Source organism: Crossiella sp. NPDC003009, from assembly GCF_053591555.1.
The window spans coordinates 26,404-45,727 of record NZ_JBSFUA010000059.1; the positions used below are offsets into that span (position 1 = coordinate 26,404).

The 19,324-nt window shown below is 69.5% G+C and carries 21 protein-coding genes; 12 read left to right on the plus strand and 9 right to left on the minus strand.

Annotated features, from left to right (window positions below; translation table 11 throughout):
* Positions 1 to 9 precede the first annotated feature (9 nt).
* From ACWDY5_RS36820 to ACWDY5_RS36840, 5 genes are read right to left on the minus strand one after another with little or no spacing between them, the layout of a single operon-like run.
* The gene (locus tag ACWDY5_RS36820) at positions 10 to 1,011 is read right to left on the minus strand and encodes an ABC transporter ATP-binding protein (protein ID WP_449726748.1); all 1,002 of its coding nucleotides are present in this window, start codon (positions 1,009 to 1,011) and stop codon (positions 10 to 12) included.
* Positions 1,008 to 2,012, minus strand: coding sequence for an ABC transporter permease (locus ACWDY5_RS36825; RefSeq protein WP_449726749.1), 1,005 nt, complete (start codon positions 2,010 to 2,012; stop codon positions 1,008 to 1,010). The genes ACWDY5_RS36820 and ACWDY5_RS36825 overlap by 4 nt, the downstream gene beginning before the upstream one ends.
* A 3-nt stretch (positions 2,013 to 2,015) precedes the next feature.
* Positions 2,016 to 2,996 (minus strand): ABC transporter permease, encoded by a 981-nt coding sequence (locus ACWDY5_RS36830; protein ID WP_449726750.1) that lies wholly within the window; start codon positions 2,994 to 2,996, stop codon positions 2,016 to 2,018.
* Positions 2,993 to 4,075: an ABC transporter ATP-binding protein gene (locus tag ACWDY5_RS36835; RefSeq protein WP_449726751.1), complete on the minus strand. Its 1,083-nt coding sequence runs from the start codon at positions 4,073 to 4,075 to the stop codon at positions 2,993 to 2,995. The genes ACWDY5_RS36830 and ACWDY5_RS36835 overlap by 4 nt, the downstream gene beginning before the upstream one ends.
* Positions 4,076 to 4,109: 34 nt before the next feature.
* Complete coding sequence (locus tag ACWDY5_RS36840; protein WP_449726752.1) at positions 4,110 to 5,771, minus strand: ABC transporter substrate-binding protein; 1,662 nt, start codon at positions 5,769 to 5,771, stop codon at positions 4,110 to 4,112.
* Positions 5,772 to 6,023: 252 nt separating this feature from the next.
* On the opposite strand from ACWDY5_RS36840, the gene ACWDY5_RS36845 reads away from it, so the two are divergent.
* Positions 6,024 to 7,253 (plus strand): ROK family transcriptional regulator, encoded by a 1,230-nt coding sequence (locus tag ACWDY5_RS36845; protein ID WP_449726753.1) that lies wholly within the window; start codon positions 6,024 to 6,026, stop codon positions 7,251 to 7,253.
* Positions 7,254 to 7,307: 54 nt separating this feature from the next.
* Here the strand turns inward: ACWDY5_RS36845 and ACWDY5_RS36850 are convergent, their stop codons facing one another.
* The 3 genes from ACWDY5_RS36850 to ACWDY5_RS36860 all read right to left on the minus strand — a co-directional run bounded on the left by ACWDY5_RS36850 (position 7,308) and on the right by ACWDY5_RS36860 (position 8,691).
* On the minus strand, positions 7,308 to 7,700 hold the full coding sequence (locus ACWDY5_RS36850; RefSeq protein WP_449726754.1) for a hypothetical protein: 393 nt from the start codon (positions 7,698 to 7,700) through the stop codon (positions 7,308 to 7,310).
* 359 nt (positions 7,701 to 8,059) lie between these two features.
* On the minus strand, positions 8,060 to 8,452 hold the full coding sequence (locus tag ACWDY5_RS36855; protein WP_449726755.1) for a hypothetical protein: 393 nt from the start codon (positions 8,450 to 8,452) through the stop codon (positions 8,060 to 8,062).
* Positions 8,452 to 8,691: a DUF6928 family protein gene (locus ACWDY5_RS36860; protein WP_449726756.1), complete on the minus strand. Its 240-nt coding sequence runs from the start codon at positions 8,689 to 8,691 to the stop codon at positions 8,452 to 8,454. The genes ACWDY5_RS36855 and ACWDY5_RS36860 overlap by 1 nt, the downstream gene beginning before the upstream one ends.
* A gap of 304 nt (positions 8,692 to 8,995) precedes the next feature.
* On the opposite strand from ACWDY5_RS36860, the gene ACWDY5_RS36865 reads away from it, so the two are divergent.
* The 4 genes from ACWDY5_RS36865 to ACWDY5_RS36880 all read left to right on the plus strand — a co-directional run bounded on the left by ACWDY5_RS36865 (position 8,996) and on the right by ACWDY5_RS36880 (position 12,333).
* The gene (locus ACWDY5_RS36865; protein ID WP_449726757.1) at positions 8,996 to 9,955 is read left to right on the plus strand and encodes a hypothetical protein; all 960 of its coding nucleotides are present in this window, start codon (positions 8,996 to 8,998) and stop codon (positions 9,953 to 9,955) included.
* A 28-nt stretch (positions 9,956 to 9,983) separates the two neighbouring features.
* On the plus strand, positions 9,984 to 10,421 hold the full coding sequence (locus ACWDY5_RS36870) for a VOC family protein (protein ID WP_449726758.1): 438 nt from the start codon (positions 9,984 to 9,986) through the stop codon (positions 10,419 to 10,421).
* A gap of 10 nt (positions 10,422 to 10,431) precedes the next feature.
* A complete protein-coding gene (locus tag ACWDY5_RS36875) occupies positions 10,432 to 10,995 on the plus strand; it encodes a hypothetical protein (protein WP_449726759.1) in 564 nt (187 codons plus the stop codon).
* 246 nt (positions 10,996 to 11,241) lie between these two features.
* Positions 11,242 to 12,333 (plus strand): YeiH family protein, encoded by a 1,092-nt coding sequence (locus ACWDY5_RS36880; protein ID WP_449726760.1) that lies wholly within the window; start codon positions 11,242 to 11,244, stop codon positions 12,331 to 12,333.
* Here ACWDY5_RS36880 and ACWDY5_RS36885 read toward each other — a convergent pair.
* Positions 12,330 to 12,491: a hypothetical protein gene (locus tag ACWDY5_RS36885; RefSeq protein WP_449726761.1), complete on the minus strand. Its 162-nt coding sequence runs from the start codon at positions 12,489 to 12,491 to the stop codon at positions 12,330 to 12,332. The two genes, ACWDY5_RS36880 and ACWDY5_RS36885, sit on opposite strands and share 4 nt — an antisense overlap.
* A gap of 293 nt (positions 12,492 to 12,784) precedes the next feature.
* Here ACWDY5_RS36885 and ACWDY5_RS36890 point away from each other — a divergent pair, with 293 nt between their 5' ends.
* From ACWDY5_RS36890 to ACWDY5_RS36920, 7 genes are all read left to right on the plus strand, one after another.
* The gene (locus ACWDY5_RS36890) at positions 12,785 to 14,035 is read left to right on the plus strand and encodes an MFS transporter (RefSeq protein WP_449726762.1); all 1,251 of its coding nucleotides are present in this window, start codon (positions 12,785 to 12,787) and stop codon (positions 14,033 to 14,035) included.
* Positions 14,036 to 14,274: 239 nt separating this feature from the next.
* Positions 14,275 to 15,036: a DeoR/GlpR family DNA-binding transcription regulator gene (locus tag ACWDY5_RS36895; protein ID WP_449726763.1), complete on the plus strand. Its 762-nt coding sequence runs from the start codon at positions 14,275 to 14,277 to the stop codon at positions 15,034 to 15,036.
* An 82-nt stretch (positions 15,037 to 15,118) separates the two neighbouring features.
* A complete protein-coding gene (locus tag ACWDY5_RS36900) occupies positions 15,119 to 16,471 on the plus strand; it encodes an ABC transporter substrate-binding protein (protein WP_449726764.1) in 1,353 nt (450 codons plus the stop codon).
* Between the two features lie 11 nt (positions 16,472 to 16,482).
* Complete coding sequence (locus tag ACWDY5_RS36905) at positions 16,483 to 17,406, plus strand: carbohydrate ABC transporter permease (RefSeq protein WP_449726765.1); 924 nt, start codon at positions 16,483 to 16,485, stop codon at positions 17,404 to 17,406.
* The gene (locus tag ACWDY5_RS36910; RefSeq protein ID WP_449726766.1) at positions 17,403 to 18,227 is read left to right on the plus strand and encodes a carbohydrate ABC transporter permease; all 825 of its coding nucleotides are present in this window, start codon (positions 17,403 to 17,405) and stop codon (positions 18,225 to 18,227) included. Before ACWDY5_RS36905 ends, ACWDY5_RS36910 begins: the two co-directional genes overlap by 4 nt.
* On the plus strand, positions 18,227 to 19,222 hold the full coding sequence (locus ACWDY5_RS36915; RefSeq protein ID WP_449726767.1) for a zinc-dependent alcohol dehydrogenase family protein: 996 nt from the start codon (positions 18,227 to 18,229) through the stop codon (positions 19,220 to 19,222). Before ACWDY5_RS36910 ends, ACWDY5_RS36915 begins: the two co-directional genes overlap by 1 nt.
* Before the next feature lie 10 nt (positions 19,223 to 19,232).
* On the plus strand, positions 19,233 to 19,324 hold a 92-nt coding region (locus tag ACWDY5_RS36920), incomplete at its 3' end, for a hypothetical protein (protein WP_449726770.1).

Genomic DNA, 19,324 nt, shown 5'->3' on the forward strand with positions numbered 1-19,324 from the left:
CCTTCTCCCTCAGGTCGGAACTCGGTCGCCTGCGTGCAGGTGGCACGCCACGGTGCGGCCGGCGTTGCCGGCTGGCGCTCCGAGCACGGGAACCCGTTGCGCGCACGGGTCGAAGGCCCGTGGACAGCGGGGGTGGAACGCACAGCCGCTGGGCAGCGCCCTCGGGTCCGGTGGCGAACCCGGGATGCCGGACAGCTCCCGGCGCGGGCCGCGCAGGGCGGGGAAGGAGTGCAGCAGGCCGTCGCTGTAGGGGTGCAAGGAGTCTCGGTACAACTGTGCCGAGGGGGCCTGCTCGACGATGCGTCCGCCGTACATGACCGCGATCCGGTCGGCGAACTCCACCAGCAACGACAGGTCGTGCGTGATGAACAGGACGGAGAAGTCGAGTCGTTCGCGGAGGTCGACGAGCTGGCGCAGGATCTGCCGCTGGGTGACCACGTCCAGCGCGGTGGTCGGCTCGTCCATGATCACGATCTGCGGGTGCAGCGCCAGCGCCATGCCGATCATGACGCGCTGGCGCATGCCACCGGAGAGCTGGTGCGGGTAGGCGTCCAGGCGGTCGGCCGCGATGCCCACCAGGTCCAGCAGCTCCTTGGCCCGGGCCCGGCGGGAGCGGGCGGTGCTGCCGGGGTCGTGCGCCTTGATCACGTCGGTGAGCTGGGTGGAGACCTTGTGCACCGGGTTGAGCGAGTTCATCGCGCCCTGGAACACCAGCGAGGTCTCCGCCCACCGGAACCTGCGCAGCTCCGGGATGGACAGGCGCAGGACGTCCACCGGTTCGCCGTGGGGGTCGTGGTAGATCACCTGGCCGCCGCGCACCACGCCGGGCGGCGGCAGCAGCCTGGTGAGGCCGTAGGCCAGGGTGGACTTGCCGCTGCCGCTCTCCCCGGCCAGGCCGAGCACCTCGCCGCGGTGCAGGGTCAGGCTGACCTCGCGCACCGCGCGCACCGCGTTGTCACCGAGGCCGTAGTCGACGTTGAGGTCCTTGATCTCCAGCACCGGCCTGCTCACCGCGCACCGTCCTTAATGGACTCCCCGAGGACGGGGGTGAAGCCGACCCGCATCCGCACCACGCGGCCGTCGGCGGTGCGCCTGCGGCGCCCGCCGGAGCTGCGCAGCCGGGGGCTGACGAACTCGTCGATGCCGAAGTTGAGCAACGAGAGCGCCGTGCCCAGCAACGCGATGGCCAGCCCGGCCGGCACGAACCACCACCAGGCGCCCTGGGCCAGGGCCTGCTGGCTCTGCGCCCAGAACAGGATGGTGCCCCAGTTCCACTCCGAGATGCCGGAGATGCCGATGAAGGCCAGGGTGATCTCCGACATCACCGCGAAGATCACCGTGCCGACGAAGTTGGACGCGACCACCGCGCTCAGGTTGGGCATGATCTCGAAGATGATGATCCGCCAGCTGGTCTCACCGGTGGCCCTGGCCGCCTCCACGTAGTCCCTGCGCCGCAACGACAACGTCTGCGCGCGCAGCACCCGCGCGCCCCAGGCCCAGGAGGTGAACCCGATGACCAGCGCCACGGTGAGGTCGCCGCTGCCCGGCAGGGTCGCGGTCACGATGATCACCAACGGCAGCGCGGGCAGCACCAGGAACACGTTGGACAGCACCGAAAGGCTCTCCCCCGCCGCGCCGGAGAGGTAGCCGGAGGTGACGCCGATGAGCACCGCGAGCACCGCGGCCACTCCCCCGGCCAGGAAGCCGACCAGGATCACGCTGCGCGCGCCGACCAGTACCTGGCTGAAGATGTCCTGCCCGATGTGCGTGGTGCCGAACCAGTGCGCGGCCGAGGGCGGTTCCAGCAGCGCTGAGCTGCGCTGGGACGGGTCGTAGGGCGCGATCCACGGCCCGATCACCGCCAGCAGCACGAAGAAACCGATCAGCGCGAGCCCGGTGGCCACCTTGGCGTTGGCGGCGAAGCGGAACCGGCGGCGCCTGCCCACGATCAGCGCGGGCTGTTCGGGGGGCAGGTCCGCGGCGGCCAGCAGGTCGGTGGTGGGCATGGCCATGGCTCAGCCCTCCTTGCGGGTGCGCGGGTCGAGGGCCAGGTAGGCCAGGTCGGCGAGCAGGTTGGCCACCAGCACGGACAGCGTGATCACCAGGAAGATGCCTTGCAGCAGCGGGTAGTCCTTGGCGCCGACGGCCTGGAAGAGCTGGAAGCCGACGCCGGGATAGGAGAAGACGATCTCCACCAGCAGCGTGCCGCCGACGATGAAGCCGAGGGAGAGCGCGAGGCCGGAGACGTTGGGCAGCACCGCGTTGCGCGCGGCGTAGCTGAGCGCGACCCGGCTCTCCGACAGGCCCTTGGCGTGCGCCACGGTGACGTAGTCCTCGGCGGCCACGGTGACCATCATGTTGCGCATGCTGAGGATCCAGCCGCTCATCGAGGAGATGATGATCGTCACCGCGGGCAGGATGCTGTGGTAGAGCGCGCTGCCTGCGAAGTCCAGGTCCCAGCCCGGCACCAGCCCCGCCTCGAACCCGCCGGAGGCCGGGAACCAGCCGTCGATCCCGGCGAACAGGGTGATCGCGATCAGCCCGAGCCAGAAGTAGGGCACCGAGGACAGGAAGGTGGTCACCGGCAGCACCAGGTCCACCCAGGACCCGCGCCGCCACCCGGCCAGCACGCCGAGTCCGGTGCCGACCAGGAAGCTGGCCACGGTGGTGATGCCGACCAGGATCACCGTCCACGGCAGGCTCTGCGCCAGCACGTCGGAGACCGGCGTCGGGAAGAAGGTGAAGGACAGGCCGAGGTCGCCGCGCAGCAGCTGCGCGCAGTAGTCCAGGTACTGCGCCACCAGGCTCTGGTCGCCGTCGAGTCCAAAGAGGACGTACAGGGACTGGATGTTCTCCGCGCTCATCGCGCCCTGCTGCCGGGACAGCAGCGAGGTGACCGGGTCACCGGGGATCAGCCGGGGGATGAAGAAGTTGATGGTCACCGCGGCCCACGCGGTGAACAGGTAGAACGCCAGGCGCTGCAGCACATGCCTCACGTGAGCGGCTCCTCGGCCCGGTCGCCCATTGCGTACAGCCAGCAGGCGGCCCAGTGCCCGTCGGTGTCGCCGATGTCGAAGCGCGGCGGGACCTCACTGGCGCAGCGGGCCATGGCCTGCGGGCAGCGCGGGTGGAACCGGCAGCCCGAGGGCGGGGTGATCAGGCTCGGCGGTTCGCTGCCCGCTTTCGCCAGGGAGTCCACCTTCTCCGGCACGGCGGTCTCGTGCGCGCCGCGGTCGGGGTCGGGCGCGGAGTCGATGAGCAGCCGGGTGTAGGGGTGCGCGGGCCGCTGGGTCACCGTCTCGCTGTCGCCGCCCTCCACGATCCGGCCCGCGTACATCACCAGCGTCTCATCGGCGAAGTAGCGGGCCGAGGCGATGTCGTGGGTGATGTAGAGGATGGCCAGCCGCAGCCGTTCCTTGAGGTCCCGCAACAGGTTCAGCACGCCCAGCCGGATGGAGACGTCCAACATGGACACCGGCTCGTCGGCCAGCAGCGCGTCCGGGTCCGCGCCCAGCGCGCGGGCGATGGCCACCCGCTGGCGCTGGCCGCCGGAGAGCTCGTGCGGGAACTTGTCCAGGTAGCGTTCCGGCGGGGTGAGCGAGACCCTGGTGAGCAGCTCGTGCAGCGCGGTCTCCAGCTCGGCCCGGTTCGCGCCACCGTTGCCGTGGATCTTCAGTGCCCGGCCGAGGTGGTAGCGCACGGTGTGCACCGGGTTCAGCGAGGCGAACGGGTCCTGGAAGATCAGCTGCACTTTTTTGCTGTAGGCGCGGAACTTCCGGCCGCCGCGCACGGTCACCGGCTCGCCGTGCAGCCGGATCGCGCCGCCGGTGCGCGGGTACAGCTGGGCCAGCAGCCTGGCCACGGTGGACTTGCCCGAACCGGACTCCCCCACCAGTGCGGTGACCCGGCCACGCCGCAGGCGCAGCGTGACCTCCTCCACCGCGTGCACGGTCTTCACCGTGCGGGAGAACACTTCCCTGGCCCCCTTGCGGACCGGGAAGTGCTTGGTCAGGTCCTCGGCTTCCAGCACCACCGCCGTAGTGCCGGAAGCCGAGGCAATCGTGCCCTCACTCATACCCGTGAGTCCTCCTGTCCTTCCCAGGCGCCGCTCAGGAGGCGGGTTTGAGGTGGAGCACGACATCCAGTGAGGTGCGCAGGCTCGGCTGAGCCGGCGCGTAGGGGTTGCTGCCATCGGGCCAGCCGACCCAGTTCTTGGTGCTGTACATGCCACCCACGTTGGCCGCGCCGGTGACCGCGACCGGCTGCTGCTCGATCATGATGCGCTGCAGGTCGTGCAGCGCGGTGGTGCGACCGGCGTCGTCGGTGGCGTTGGCGTACTGGCGCAGCGCGGCGGTGGCCTCCTCGTTGCGGAAGCGGCCGTAGTTGCCGATGGTCTGCCCGGTGCCCAGCGGCTTGTACAGCTCGCCGTCCATCATGTACCGGTAGGCCTGGTACGGGGTCGGGCCGTCCTCGGTCCAGTGCAGGACCGCCTCGAAGTTGCCCGCCTCCACCGCCTCGGTCCAGGCGTCCTGGTTGGTCTTGTCCACGGTGGCGGTGATGCCGATGCCGGAGACGTTGTCCTTGATGATCTCCAGCGTGGTCACGTAGTCCGACCAGCCCGAGGGCACCGACATGGTGAGCTTGACCGGCTTGCCCGCCGGGTCGATGAGCGCGCTGCCCTCGTAGCGGAAACCGGCCGCGGTGAGCATCCGCTTGGCCTCTTCCACGTCAGGGGTCAGCGTCTTGCCCTGGTACTCCGGCGCGATGAAGGCCTCACCGCCGGGCGTCGGGATGCCGGTGACGTTGTCGATCTTGGGGTAGAAGTACCCGGCCTCGGCCTGGGTGAAGATGTCCTCGCGGTTGATCACCAGGTTGATCGCCTTGCGCAGCGCCGCGTTGTCGTAGGGCGCCTTCTCGGTGTTGAACCACAGGCCGTGCACGCCAAGGGATGCGGGGAACCACAGCTTGTGGTGCTGCGGGTTCTTGCTGGTGTAGACCGCCTTGTAGTTCGGGATGAACACGAAGGCCCACTCCGAGGCGCCGGAGGCCAGCGCGGTGGTCTGCGCGTTGTTGTCGTTGTAGGAGGTGTAGCGGAGCTCCTTGACCTTCGGCAGCTCCTGCCAGTAGCTCTCCCGCGCGGTGAGCGTGACGGTCTGCTGGGTGAAGGACTTCAGCGTGTACGGGCCGGTGCCGACCGGGTTCTTGTTCAGCTCCTGGGCCGGATCCTTGACCTGCTCCCAGATGTGCTTGGGCACCACCGCGGCTTCCAGGATCATCAGCTGGTTGGTGAACTGGGACCTGGGGAAGGTCACCGTCACCGTGTTGCCGCTGGGGGTGATCTCGCCGTAGGGGATGGCGTGCAGGTTGAACGCCGGGTGCTTCTTCAGCAGGCCCAGGCTGAAGGCGACGTCCTGCGTGGTCATCGGCTTGCCGTCGGAGAACTTCACGTTGTCGCGCACGGTGATGGTGAGCTTGGTGTAGTTGTCCGCCCAGTCCCACTTGCTGGCCAGCCAGGCCTTGCCGGGGTCGGTGGGGCGGGCCTTGTTCCGCATGACCAGCGGCTCGTAGATCATCCACCGGTAGCCGAGCGAGCCGGCGGCCGAGGTCTCCAGGAACGGGTTGTGGTTCTCCGGCTGCGGCCCGTTGGGCGCGCCGATGTTGAGCACCGCGCCCGGGTTGCCCCCGGCGCTGCCGTTCCCGCTGCCGCAGGCGGCCAGGACCGCGGCAAGGATTCCCGCGAGGGTCAAGGCCGCGATGCGCTTGACTCGCATGGATCCTCCTTCGACGTCGATGGCGGCTCACTGTGTGCCGAGGGAGCCTTGGAAGCGCTCTCTCGGTCAGCTTGTGCGAGGCAGTCAACCGGCCGCACCCGGCCGCGTCAATAACGAGAACATAACGTATCCCGACTAAATTTAAGCCGCGAAGTAAGCACGACGGCGTGGCTGGGCGCGGAAGATCCCCGTTTGGCCCACACTGATGCCGAGGTTGTTCACATACTTGTTTCAAGGGGGGAGGAAACCACCATGACGGCACGACGGTCCACGGTGCGGGACCTGCGCCGCAGCAACCGGTCCATGCTGCTGTCCAAGCTGTTCTTCGACGGTCCGCTCAGCCGCCAGGAGCTCAGCCAGCAGACCGGTCTGAGCGCGGCCACGGTCAGCAACGTCACCGGGGAGCTGGCCGAGGAGCGGCTCATCGTCGAGGCGGGCCTGGTCGAGTCCGACGGCGGACGGCCCAGAGTGCTGCTCCGGGTGGACCCGGAGTACGCCCACGTGGTCGGCATCGACGTCGGCGAGACCGGCGTGAAGGTCGAGCTCTTCGACCTGGGCATGACTCGCCTGGCCGCGGTGGACCACCCACTGCCCAGCTCCCGCCCCCGCCCGGCCGCGGTGGTCACCCAGGTGGCCTCGGGCCTGCGCGAGGTGATGGCCACCGCCGGGGTGAGCGCGGGCACGGTGCTCGGCGTGGGCATCGGCGTGCCCGGCACGGTGGAACAGGGCAGCACCGTCCGGGTACACGCCCAGACCATCGGCTGGGACGGCGTAGAGCTGGAAACCCTGTTGCGCGCCAAGGGAGTAGAGCTCCCCCTGTTCATCGACAACGGGGCCAAGACCCAGGGCCAGGCCGAGCTGTGGTTCGGCGCCGGCCGAGGCGCCCGCCACGCGGTCGTCGCCCTGCTCGGCTCCGGCGTAGGCGCCGCGGTGATCACCGACGGAGCCACCTACCGAGGCTCCACCAGCAGCGCCGGCGAGTGGGGCCACACCACCATCGTCTACAACGGCCAGGAATGCCGTTGCGGCGCAAGGGGTTGCCTAGAGGCCTACGTCGGCGCGGAAGCCATCCTGGAGCGTTACCGAAAGGCCCGCGGCGGCCGAGCCGTCCCCGGCACCGACGAACAAAGCAGCCTGGCCGCCCTACTGGCCGCAGCCGAACGCTCCCGCACCGCCGCCAAGGTCCTGGACGAGACCGCGGGCTACCTGGGCGCAGGCATCGCCAACCTGGTCAACCTGTTCAACCCCGAACGCATAGTCCTGGGCGGCTGGGCAGGCCTATCCCTGGGCTCTGTGTTGCTACCCGCGATCCGCGAGGCCACCGCCGCCCACGCGCTACGCCACCCCTACGGCCAGACCACGATCGAGGTGGGCCAACTCGGCCCGGACGCGGTCGCGGTCGGCGCGGCCACCCTGCCGGTGGCCTCCCTGCTGGAGCAGGGCTGCGACCCCAGGGAGACCGCGGGCGACGACGCGGCCTGAGGCTCGCCGGAGGGCCGCCGCCACGGCCCACCAGCGGGTCTGTCCCGGAGCGGCTCAGTTCAGTATCGGAAGCGGCTTCGGCCCGTGCGCCAGCAAGTGCGCGCCTATGGGCTCGATCCCCTCCCCTATCAGGGTGGTCTCGATGCGGGAAACCCCAGCCACTTCCTCAACATCGACACTGAGCAGCGAAGCCTTGTTGGCCACGTACAGGACGAACCCGTCAACCATCCATTCCACTGCCGAGGGAATCAGCTCGAACTGAACGACCTCCGGGGAGGCCGCGATCCAGGCCACATCCGGCCCGTCCAGGATCGAAGCGACAAGCCGTTCTCCGCGCAGCGCCGACAGATCGCACGATCGCAGAACCTCGCCGAGTCTCTCCTTGACGGTCCAACGCTGGATGACCCGCCCAGGAGACGAACCGAGGCTACTGACTTCCTTGGACAACCGATCCGACTCCGCGAAGTCGCACCATTCACCTCGCAGTTGGCGTCCGTGAGCACTGAACGTGGCAACGAGCGCTTCCCTGGCTTTTCTCACCTTCCAGTTCCACCGCGCGAGCTGGGCTCGCCTTGCCACGTCACTCACAGGCAGCCGAACAGTCCGTCAGCCAAGCTTCTGCGTGTCTGACCCGCCAAGATTGAGAACGCTCGCCGCTCATCGACTTCTTCCCGTTTACAACTGGATCCCGAGGCCGCCACAACCCAGCCAAGTAATGCCGACCGTCGCAACTTGATGCCACTACACCCACCCCGCCAATCTCGCCCCTTCAAGCACCTGGCAATGATTGTGGTCGCGCCATTCGGCTAGCGAGTCGAGTGAGCCACACACAACTGGATCTTCGACGCAAAGTCCAAGTCATCGACCAGCACCATGACTCTTATTCGACCAACCCTGCAACGAAGCGCCATCTGCACACTTTCGTTCGGGTCATGAACGACAAGCTGACCGGTGTCTAACACTAGCTCCTCGTCAAACATCTGAACAGGCAAAGGACTTGTCGGCTCTTCCCGCCAAATCTCGCAGTCTATCCAGCCTTCCGATCCGTGCAGAACCGCGAAGATGATCGAGCTTCCCGCCTTGTACCAGTTCGCTTCCGCTGGATCCCAGCCCGACACGTCGCCCTCACTGCTCTTGTCTCGAACAATGAGGCAACCATGCCCCGCCTGAGCATTGAATGACATTTCAGGCCTGGCCATCACAACCGGTCCCCCCTGCCGCAGCTAATCCTGCCGCCCCCAGCCCACAGCGCGAAGGCCGCCCAGTCTTCCGCGCTGTGCATGAACACGGCATACGCACTCCGTCCGTCAGCGAGTCCCACAACGTCGTCCGTCAACTGACTGGGCCGAGGCTTGGCCAGCGCCCGAGAGCAGACAACGTCCAGCCCTGGCAAAGAGGCCGTGCACACAACACCCGGATCAGCGGCCTTTGAACCCACGCAACCCTCCTAGAGCCAGATCCATGGGGCAGCGCTCGAGGCCGAACCACAAACCAGCTCACCCTCAACAAGCACACGTGATCCCAAGATGACCAAACGTGGCTACGCCCCCAGACGCGCGGCCAAGACCGCGACGCGACTATGGCAGGTCTCCTGAGCACCGGCGATAGGCCGAACGGTGTCAATCGCCCTGAGTCACCAAGGACGCACAGGCCTGTGCCGGGCACCCGTCGTGAGGCGGGTGCACCGACTGCCGCTCACCTGGCAGCCTGGCCGGGACCCGTTGCCGAGGAAGGGATCCGCCGTGCTGCGTGCCGTCGTGCTGACCGTGACGCTCACCGCGGGGCTGGCCGCGCCCGCCGGTGCCGCCCCCGCCCACTGCCCGTCCGCCGTCCAGGGCACCGGTCCCTCGATCCATCCCGAGGGCGTGGCCTATGACGCGGTGCGCGGGCGGTTCCTGATCGGCTCGGTCACCCATGGCACCGTTTCGGTGGTCGGTCCTGACCATCGGGCGGTGACCCTGGTGGACGACCAGCGCCTGGTCACCACCATGGGGCTGGCCGTGGACCAGCGACGCGGCCGGGTGCTGGTCACCAACGCCGACCTCGGTCGTGGTGATCGGACCAGTCCGGAGACCAGGAACCAGTTGGCGGGGCTGGGAATCTACGACCTGCGCACCGGACGCGCGCTGCACTACCTCGACCTGGGGGCGCTCATCCCCGACACGCAGAACTTCGCCAATGACGTCGCGCTTGGACCGGATGGCACTGCCTACGTCACCGACTCCCTGGCCGGGGCGGTGTACCGGGTCACCGCGGACGGGCGGGCGGATGTGCTGGTGCGGGATCCGCGGCTGGCGGGGGCGGTGGGCAGCGGGTGGGGGCTCAACGGGATCGTCCACACCCCGCACGGCTTGGTCGGAGCGCTGTCGGCCAAGGGTGCGCTGGTGCGGATTCCGTTGCGGGAGCCGGAGAAGTTCGAACTGGTGAGCGTGGACGCGCCGATCGGGAAGCCGGATGGGTTGCTGGTGCGGCCGGGGAACCGACTGCTGGCGGTGGACAACACCGCGGCGAACCGGGTGGTGGAGCTGCGGTCCGCTGACGGCTGGCGGAGCGCGGTGGTGACCGCGTCCACGCCGTGGGCGGACAAGGCCCCGACCACGCTGGCCGCTACGCACTGTGGGCCGTACGTGCTGGCCGGGCGGCTGGACGTGCTGCTCGGGGGTGGGCGCAGCGACGAGTTCGTGCTGCGCCGGCTGGGCTAGGCCGGGATGGCCGCTACCCTGGCTCCGGATGAGCGAACCTGCACACGGGATGCTGCACCACGTCGAGCTGTGGGTGCCGGACCTCCGGCGCGCCGTCGGCTCGTTCGGCTGGCTGCTGGAAGCCTTGGGGTACCGGGAGTTCCAGCGCTGGGACGGCGGTCGTAGCTGGCGGCTCGGGTCTACGTACGTGGTGCTCGAGCAGTCCCCCGCGCTGACCGCCGACCGGCACGATCGCTGCCGTCCCGGGCTGAACCACCTGGCCTTCCACGTCGAGGACGCCGCCGCCGTGGACCGGCTCACCGCCGAGGCCGGGCGGCACGGCTGGACCTTGCTCTTCCCCGAGCGGCATCCGCACGCCGGTGGGGCGCGGACCTACGCCGCCTACTGGGAGAACGAGGACGGCTTCGAGGTCGAGCTCGTCGCGCCCGGACCACCCGAGCCCCAGCCCCCGGAGCGCGCCGTGTGAGGATGGCGGCATGGGGCGGAGCAGGGGGATGCGGTTCGCGGCGGTGGTGGTGCTGGTCGCCGGGCTGTCGGTGGGGATGGCCGGGGACGGGTCGGGGGTGGCTTCGGACCGGGCGAGCGGGTTCGGCGACCGGGTGCTGGCTCGGGCGGAGAGCTGGTACCGGCAGAACCTGCACTACTCGCAGGAACGTTGCTACCACACGGGATCCGGGTACCGCGCGATCGACTGGAGCGGGCCGCTGGGTGGGTGCCGGCAGCCGTTCCACCGCACCGACTGCTCCGGTTTTGTGTCCATGACCTGGGGGCTGGAGTTCAGCTACGCCACCCCTCGGCCCGGCGACAGCCCGGACCTGGCCGACGTGGCCCACCCGATCCAGCTCCCGCAGTTGCGCGCCGGGGACATCCTGGTCGCCGACGGCAAGCACGTGCGGCTGTTCGAGCGCTGGCTGGACTACGCCGCAGGCCGCTACCGGGCCTACGACTTCGGGGCCACGCCGGTGAAGCACCAGGACTACGTGTGGCGGGCGGCGGGCGAGCACGACTACCGGCCGATGCGCGACAACCGGCATCCCTAGGGCCCGGACACCAGGGCCTTCACTCGTTCAGCCCAGTCCGGGTGCCGGTCGGCAGCGGAATCGTCCCGGCTTCTGGGACGGAAACCGCGCCCCTGCCCGGTGCGGGCGATCACGGTTAGCGTCGCCTGCCATGACCGACTCCCGGCCCGCCCGCCGGCTGAGCGAGGACTGGCTGGCCGTCCTCGTCGGCCTGGCGCTGCTCGTCCTCGCCCTCGCCGGTGTCCTCCCGCCGGGGCTGGTGCCGTGATGGCCACCGCGACCACTCCCCTGCGCTCCCCCGCGCTCGCCTGGGCCGGGCTCGGCGTGCTCGTGGTGCTCGCGCTCGGCGCGCTGGCCCGCTACCTCTCCGCCGCGGTGCCCGAGCTGACCAGGGGCACCGCGCTGGCCGGGATCGGGGCCTCGGTGGAGTTCCCGGTGTACGCGATCCTGTTGGGGTTGCTGGGCAACGTGGTGCTCGCCGGGACCGGGTTGCGGGACCGGCTGGCCGGGGGCTTCCGGACCGAGTTCTTCATCAAGACCGGGCTGGTGCTGCTCGGCGCCTCGATCAACCTGGCGGTGATCGTGCGCGCGGCCGGACCGGCGATCGTGCAGTCGCTGCTGCTGATCACCATCGTCTTCGGCTTCAGCTGGTGGCTGGGCGGGCGGCTCGGGCTGGAGGACAAGCTGCGCGCGCTGCTGTCCTGCGCGGTGGCCATCTGCGGGGTCAGCGCGGCCATCGCGGCCGCGGGTGCGGTGCAGGCCAAGAAAGAACAGCTCGCCTACAGCGCCAGCCTGGTGATCGTCTTCGCGCTGCCGTCGATCTTCGTGCTGCCCTGGGCCGCGGCCGCGCTCGGCCTGCCGGATGAAGTAGCGGGGGCGTGGATCGGCGGCAACATCGACACCACCGCGGCGGTGACCGCGGCGGGCACGCTCACCGGGGAGAAGGCGCTGGAGATCGCCACCATCGTCAAGGTCACCCAGAACGCGCTGCTCGGTGTGGTCGCGGTGGCGCTGACCGCCTACTTCGCGCTCAAGGTCGAGCGCACCGGCGCCACCGACCGCTCGGTGGCGCGCGGGCTGTGGCAGCGGTTCCCGAAGTTCGTGCTCGGCTTTCTGGCCGCCTCGGTGCTCACCACCGTCTACATCGGACTGGTGCCCGCGGCGGAGAGCAAGGCGGCGCTGGGGGTGGCCAACGACCTGCGGACCTGGTTCCTGATCCTGGCCTTCGTCAGCATCGGCCTGGAGTTCCGGGCCGGGGCGCTGCGGGCGGCCGGGTGGCGACCGGTGGGAGTTTTCGGTGCGGCGACGCTGGTCAACATCGTCGCCGCCCTCGGCCTCGCGCTGCTGCTGTTCGGCTAGGCGAACAACCGCTGCACGAACGTGATCACCGACTCCGCGGCGCTGCGGAGCATGCCCAGGATGCCGTGCACACCGCCGGCGGCACCCGTTGGGTCGTTCATGATCAGGTAGATCACCAGAACGACCGCCAACACCACGATCAGCTTCTTCGCATTCACCGGCTCGAGTCCATCCTCATCACTGCCCGTCTACCCAGGACGCGCAACAGCCTCCCATCGAGGGACCGCGAACGTCGAACCGACACCCCGTTGGCTTGCACACACCTGTCTGGGCCGAGTCTAAATTGAAACCGGCTCCCAGCGGGTGAAATTCAAGTTCCCGGATGTCCGACTCTGCTCGATGATCATCCATCCGACCATCGGACAACCCGCCTGCCTGCGAAAACAGGCGTACATAGGTAACCGCTTGCACGATAAAGCAGTCCCTTTCTCCCCTTGGTTTCATTCCGCCGATGCAACAACTCGACCGGACGCACAACGTCTGCCACAAAGACCGGATGCTCTCACCCGTTCCGGTGAACCACCAGGTGGCGGCCGGTCCCCGGCCGACGCGCCAGTGGTTCTGGCTCAGCTGCGGTGTCTTCGGTGTGCTCGGCTTCGGCAGCGCGCTGCTCGGCCCCACCCTCGGCGACCTGGCGCAGACGCTGGCCATCACCCTGCCGATGGCGGGCTCGATCCGCTCCGGCCGCCAGCTCGGCCAGTTCCTCGCCTCGGTCAGCTGCGCCTGGCTCGGCGCCCGGCTGTCCACCGCGCTGCTCGGCCTCGCCGGTTTCCTCTGCTACTCAGCGGGCCTGCTGCTGTTGCTGCTGCCGGCCGGGCTGCCAGTGGCGGTGCTGGCCTCGGTGCTGTGGGGCCTCGGCCAGGGCGGGCTGCACGTGGTGTGCAACGCCGAGGTGGTGGCCAGGATGGGTGACGAGGCGCCGCGGCACGTGGCCGCGCTGCACTTCTGGTACAGCCTCGGCTCCATCGCCGGGCCGCTGCTGGTCTACCTCTGCCGCCTCACCGGGCACTGGGGCGCGGCCTACGCGCTGGCCGCGGGCACCATGGCCGTGCTGGGCAGCCGCCTGTTCGTCTACCAGGCCGCGCCCGTTTCCGGACTCACCCGGGCAGCGGCTCCCCGGCTGCCGATCGGGCTCGGCGTGCTGGCCGCGCCGATGGTGGCGGTGTCCGCGGTCAACATGATGAACGCCGGGCTGGCCGACTGGTCCTACCAGAACGCGGTGCTCGTCGCGGGCGCCGGCCCTGGTGCCGCCACCGCGGTGACCTCGGCGTTCTGGATCAGCGTCGCGGTGGGCAGGCTGGCCTCGGTGCGCCTGGTCGACTGGCTGGGCACCGCGCCGCTGCTGATCGGCGCCGCCGTGATGGCCACCGCGGGCACCGGCGGCATCGTGCTCTACGGGCCGGACGTGCCCGGTCTGACCGTGGCCACCGCGGTCGCCGGGCTCGGCATCGCCCCGCTGTACCCGCTGGTCACCGCGTTGGGCGCGGCCGCGACCGACTCGCCGACCACCGCGGCCGGCGCGCTGTCGGCCGCCGCGGCGGCCTCGGCGGCGGTGGGCCCGATGGTGCAGGGCTTCCTGGGCGGCGGGCACGACGGCGGGATGATCCTGGTCGCGGCGCTCGCGCTGCCGCTGGTGCTCGGCGTGGTGTGCACGGTCGGTCAGGACCAGCGCCGGAAAGCCACCCGGCCGAGTGACTCCTGACCGGCTGCGGACCGCGATCCGGGCGCGTGGATCACACCAAACGGACATCCCGGCCGACCGGGTAGATCGATTACCTGGGAAAACCCCTGGTAGCCCGGCGGTGAAACGGACACCGAACGGGCATTGACCGGCTGGGTTGTGGTGCTGGCCACACCGTTTCGGCGGTGTTAAACCTATGCGCAGCCCGAACGGGCACGGTTGAGCCCAGGTTCGAAGCCCGAACGGACAAGGAGGTCTGGATGCAGGCGGAAGACCGCAAGCGGCGCATCCTGGCCAGGGCGCGAGCCGACGGCAAGGTCGACGTGATGGCCATGGCGGTGGAGTTCGGGGTCGCGCCGGAGACGGTGCGCCGCGACCTCAAGACCCTCGGCGAGCACGGGCTGCTGCGCCGCACGCACGGCGGCGCGCTGCCGGTGGAGAGCGCCGGGTTCGAGACCGGGCTGGCCTTCCGGGCCGCGTCCATGGTCCCGGAGAAGCAGCGCATCGCCAGGGCCGCGGCCGACCGGCTGGACGAGGCCGAGACGGTGTTCATCGACGAGGGCTTCACCCCGCACCTCATCGCCGAGAACCTGCCGAACGGCCGGCCGCTGACCGTGGTCACCGCCTCGCTGCCCACCGCGGCGGCGATGTCGGAGCAGCCCAGCTTCACCGTGCTGCTGCTCGGCGGGCGGGTCCGCGGCCGCACCAAGGCCACCGTGGACCACTGGGCGATCCGGATGCTCAGCGAGCTGGTCATCGACCTGGCCTACATCGGCGCGAACGGCATCTCCCGCGAACACGGCCTCACCACCCCGGATCCGGTGGTCAGCGCGGTCAAGGCGCAGGCCATCCAGTCCTCCCGGCGGAAGGTCTTCGTCGGGGTGCACACCAAGTTCGGCGTGGCCAGCTTCAGCCGCTTCGCCACGGTCTCGGACTTCGAGGCGATCATCACCGACACCACCCTCTCCCCCACCGAGGCCCACCGCTACGCCCTGCTGGGCCCCAAGGTCATCCGGGTCTGACCCGCACAACTCCAGTTCCCCCAACAGGTTCGCCCCCGCGGCGGCCCCTGCCGTGCTGCCCGCACTCAGGGAAGGAAGGACGATGACGTCACCCACCCCCCGGCGACTCGCCGCTCTCGCGCTCGCCTCGGCTTTGCTAGCCGCCGGCTGTGCGGGCGCGGGCGGCATCGGCGACCCTGACGACCCGAACTCGATCAACGTGCTGATGGTGAACAACCCGCAGATGCTGGACATCCAGCGGCTGACCGCCGAGCACTTCAGCAAGCGCACCGGCGTGAAGGTGAACTTCACCGTGCTGCCGGAGAACGACGTCCGGGACAAGATCAGCCAGGACTTCACCAGCCAGGCCGGGCAGTACGACATCGCCACCCTGTCCAACTACGAGGTGCCGATCTACGCCAAGAACAAGTGGCTGGCGCCCCTCGACGGCTTCATCGCCGCCGATCCCGGCTTCGACCAGCAGGACGTGCTGGAGCCGATCCGGCAGTCGCTGACCGCGGCCGACGGCAAGGTCTACGCCCAGCCCTTCTACGGCGAGTCCTCCTTCCTGATGTACCGCAAGGACATCCTGGCCGCGAAGAACCTCACCATGCCGGCACGGCCGACCTGGCAGCAGGTCGCCGAGATCGCGTCCAAAGTGGACGGCGCGGAGCCCGGCATGAAGGGCATCTGCCTGCGCGGCCAGCCCGGCTGGGGCCAGCTGATGGCGCCGCTGACCACCGTGGTGAACACCTTCGGCGGCACCTGGTTCACCCAGGACTGGCAGGCCAAGCTGGACGCGCCGGAGTTCACCGAGGCCACCAAGTTCTACGTGGACCTGGTCCGAAACCACGGTGAAGCCGGTGCCCCGCAAGCGGGTTTCGCCGAGTGCCTGAACAACATGACCCAGGGCAAGGTCGCCATGTGGTACGACGCCACCTCCGCGGCCGGCCTGCTGGAAGCGCAGGACTCCCCGGTGCGCGGCAAGCTCGGCTTCGCCCAGGCGCCGGTGGTCAAGACCAAGAGCTCCGGCTGGCTCTACACCTGGGCCTTCGCCGTGCAGCAGGCATCGAAGAAGCAGCAGGCGGCCTGGAAGTTCCTGTCCTGGGCCAGCGGCAAGGACTACGAGACCGTGGCCGGGCAGCAGCTGGGCTGGTCCAAGGTCCCCGACGGCAAGCGCGCCTCGACCTACCAGCGACCGGAGTACCTGAAGCTGGGCGGCTCCTACGCCGGCGCCACCCGCGAGGCCATCGCCACCGCCGACCCGCGCAACCCCGGGGTGCAGCCGCGTCCGGCCTACGGCATCCAGTTCGTCGGCATCCCGGAGTTCACCAACCTGGGCACCCAGGTCTCCCAGGAGATCAGCTCCGCCATCGCCGGGCGCGAGTCCGTGGACGAGGCGTTGCGGGCCGCGCAAGGCCTGGCGGACAAGGTCGCCAAGAAGTACCGGAACTGAGAGGAGGAACGATGACCACCCTCGACACCCGCCCCGCGCCGGTCACCGGTCCGCCGGCGCAGCCGCGCAGCGCGTCCAAGGCGGCCCGCTGGGCCCGGCGCGCGCCGCTGCTGCCCGCACTGATCTTCACCATCGCGGTCACCCAGCTGCCGTTCGTGGCCACCCTGGTGATCTCCTTCCTCCAGTGGAACTCCCTGGCCCCGGAGAACCGCGGTTTCGCGTGGCTGGACAACTACCTCGCCGTGGTCACCGACCCGAACCTGCGGTCCTCGGTGCTCACCACGATCCTGCTCACCGCCAGCGTGGTGCTGGTCAGCCTGATCCTCGGCCTGGGCCTGGCCCTGTTGCTGGACAACAAGTTCCGCGGCCGGGGCCTGGTGCGCACGATGCTGATCGCGCCGTTCCTGGTGGTGCCGGTGGCCGCGGCGCTGCTGTGGAAGCACGCGCTCTACAACCCCGAGTACGGCCTGTTCAACGGCCTGCTGGGCACCGAGGTGGACTGGATCAGCGAGATGCCGCTGGTCGCGGTGGTCGCCTCGCTGGTGTGGCAGTGGACGCCGTTCATGATGCTGATCCTGTTGGCGGGCCTGCAGTCCCGGCCGCTGGACGCGGTGGAGGCCGCCTCCATCGACGGCGCCAGCGGCTTCCAGGTCTTCCGCTACCTGACCCTGCCGCACCTGCGCCAGTACCTGGAGCTGGGCGCGCTGCTGGGCTCGATCTACATCGTGCAGAACTTCGACGCGGTGTTCACCATCACCTCCGGCGGCCTGGACACCGCCAACCTGCCCTACACCATCTACCAGACCTTCTACCAGGCGCACGACTACGGCCAGGCCTCCGCCGCCGGGGTGGTCGTGGTGATCGGCTCGATCATCATCGCCACCTTCGCGCTGCGCGCGGTGTCCTCCCTGCTGAAAGACGAGGTGACCCGATGACCCGCCGCACGTGGCGCCCATGGGGCGCGCTGGCCTGGTTCGCCGGCATCCTGTTCTTCCTGCCGGTGGCCTGGATGGTGCTCACCTCGCTGCACAGCGAGTCCGACGCGGCCACCAACCCGCCGTCCATCCTGGCCCCGCTCACCCTGGACGGCTACGCGGAGTTCTTCGGCGCCGACGGCGGGGCCAGCCCGTGGCCGCCGCTGCTCAACTCGGTCAGCGCCAGCGTCGGATCGACGATCCTCGTTCTCCTGCTTGCCGTTCCGGCGGCGTACGCGCTCTCGATCAGGCCGGTGCAGAAGTGGAGCGATGTGCTCTTCTTCTTCCTCTCCACCAAGATGCTGCCGGTGGTCGCCGGGTTGCTGCCGATCTACCTGATCGCCCAGTACTCCGGGCTGCTGGACAACATCTCCTTCCTGGTGGTGCTCTACACCTCGATGAACCTGCCGATCGCGGTGTGGCTGATGCGCTCCTTCCTGGCCGAGATCCCCAAGGAGATGCTGGAGGCCGCCGCGCTGGACGGCGCGGGCCTGGTCACCACGCTGCGCCGGGTGGTCGCGCCGGTGGCCATGCCCGGCATCGCGGCCACCGCGTTGATCTGCTTCATCTTCAGCTGGAACGAGCTGTTGTTCGCCCGGGTGCTGACCGGGGTCGTCGCGGGCACCGCGCCGGTCTTCCTCACCGGGTTCGTCACCAGCCAGGGCCTGTTCCTGGCCAAGATGTGCGCCGCGGCCACCGTGGTGTCACTGCCGGTGCTGGTCGCCGGTTTCGCCGCCCAGGACAAGCTGGTCCAGGGCCTGTCGTTGGGAGCTGTGAAGTAATGAAGGCCGCCGTCATCAGCGGAGTCGGTCAGGTCGAGGTCACCACGGTGCCCGATCCCGCGCCGGGTCCCCGCGAGGTCGTCGTCGAGGTGGCCGCCTGTGGCCTGTGCGGCACGGATCTCCATATCCTGCAAGGGGAGTTCGCCCCGACGCTGCCGGTGGTGCCCGGCCACGAGTTCGCCGGGGTCGTGGTGGAGACCGGCAAGGAGGTCACCGAGGTCCGCGCCGGGGACCGGGTCGCGGTGGACCCCTCGCTGTACTGCCACGAATGCCGCTACTGCCGGGTGGGCCGCAACAACCTGTGCGAGCGCTGGAACGCCATCGGGGTCAGCAAGCCCGGTGGCGCGGCCCAGTTCGCGGTGGCGCCGGTGGCCAACTGCGTCACGCTGCCCGAGCACATCCGCACCGAGGACGCCGCGCTGATCGAGCCGCTGTCCTGCGCGGTGCGCGGCTACGACATCCTCAACGCGCAGCTGGCCAGCCGAGTGCTGATCTACGGCTCGGGCACCATGGGCCTGATGATGCTGGAGCTGGGCAAGCGCACCGGCGCGGCCAGCATCGAGGTGGTCGACCTGAACCCGGACCGGCTGGCCACCGCCCAGCGCATCGGCGTCACCGGCACCGCCACCAACGCCGACGAGCTGGACCGGCCGGAGGGCTGGGACGTGGTCATCGACTGCACCGGCAACGAGAAGGCCATCCAGGACGGGCTGGGCCGGGTGGCCAAGGGCGGCACCTTCCTGCAGTTCGGCGTCTCCGACTACTCGGCGCGCGCGGTGATCGAGCCGTACAAGATCTACAACCAGGAGATCACCATCACCGGCTCGATGGCGGTGCTGCACTCCTTCGAGCGGGCCGCGGACCTCTTCGCCGCCGGCGTGCTGGACCCGGAGATCTTCATCAGCCACCGCCTGCCCCTGGACGACTACGCCGCCGCGCTGGAGTCCTTCCGCCGCGGCGAGGGCCGCAAGATCCAGGTCCTGCCCGGTAGCTGACCGCGCCGTGATGGGCTACACCGGCGTCTACTCCAGCTTCCTCAAGCACGCCGACCAGGTGGCCAGCCGCTACCAGGTCTCCGGCGCGCAGATCCTCCTCCG

Coding starts and splice junctions, on each gene's coding strand:
- ACWDY5_RS36825 (WP_449726749.1), bottom strand. CDS start 2,012: ATGGCCATGCCCACCACCGACCTGCTGGCCGCCGCGGACCTGCCCCCC.
- ACWDY5_RS36835 (WP_449726751.1), bottom strand. CDS start 4,075: ATGAGTGAGGGCACGATTGCCTCGGCTTCCGGCACTACGGCGGTGGTG.
- ACWDY5_RS36840 (WP_449726752.1), bottom strand. CDS start 5,771: ATGCGAGTCAAGCGCATCGCGGCCTTGACCCTCGCGGGAATCCTTGCC.
- ACWDY5_RS36845 (WP_449726753.1), top strand. CDS start 6,024: ATGACGGCACGACGGTCCACGGTGCGGGACCTGCGCCGCAGCAACCGG.
- ACWDY5_RS36855 (WP_449726755.1), bottom strand. CDS start 8,452: ATGGCCAGGCCTGAAATGTCATTCAATGCTCAGGCGGGGCATGGTTGC.
- ACWDY5_RS36870 (WP_449726758.1), top strand. CDS start 9,984: ATGAGCGAACCTGCACACGGGATGCTGCACCACGTCGAGCTGTGGGTG.
- ACWDY5_RS36875 (WP_449726759.1), top strand. CDS start 10,432: ATGGGGCGGAGCAGGGGGATGCGGTTCGCGGCGGTGGTGGTGCTGGTC.
- ACWDY5_RS36880 (WP_449726760.1), top strand. CDS start 11,242: ATGGCCACCGCGACCACTCCCCTGCGCTCCCCCGCGCTCGCCTGGGCC.
- ACWDY5_RS36890 (WP_449726762.1), top strand. CDS start 12,785: ATGCAACAACTCGACCGGACGCACAACGTCTGCCACAAAGACCGGATG.
- ACWDY5_RS36895 (WP_449726763.1), top strand. CDS start 14,275: ATGCAGGCGGAAGACCGCAAGCGGCGCATCCTGGCCAGGGCGCGAGCC.
- ACWDY5_RS36900 (WP_449726764.1), top strand. CDS start 15,119: ATGACGTCACCCACCCCCCGGCGACTCGCCGCTCTCGCGCTCGCCTCG.
- ACWDY5_RS36905 (WP_449726765.1), top strand. CDS start 16,483: ATGACCACCCTCGACACCCGCCCCGCGCCGGTCACCGGTCCGCCGGCG.
- ACWDY5_RS36910 (WP_449726766.1), top strand. CDS start 17,403: ATGACCCGCCGCACGTGGCGCCCATGGGGCGCGCTGGCCTGGTTCGCC.
- ACWDY5_RS36915 (WP_449726767.1), top strand. CDS start 18,227: ATGAAGGCCGCCGTCATCAGCGGAGTCGGTCAGGTCGAGGTCACCACG.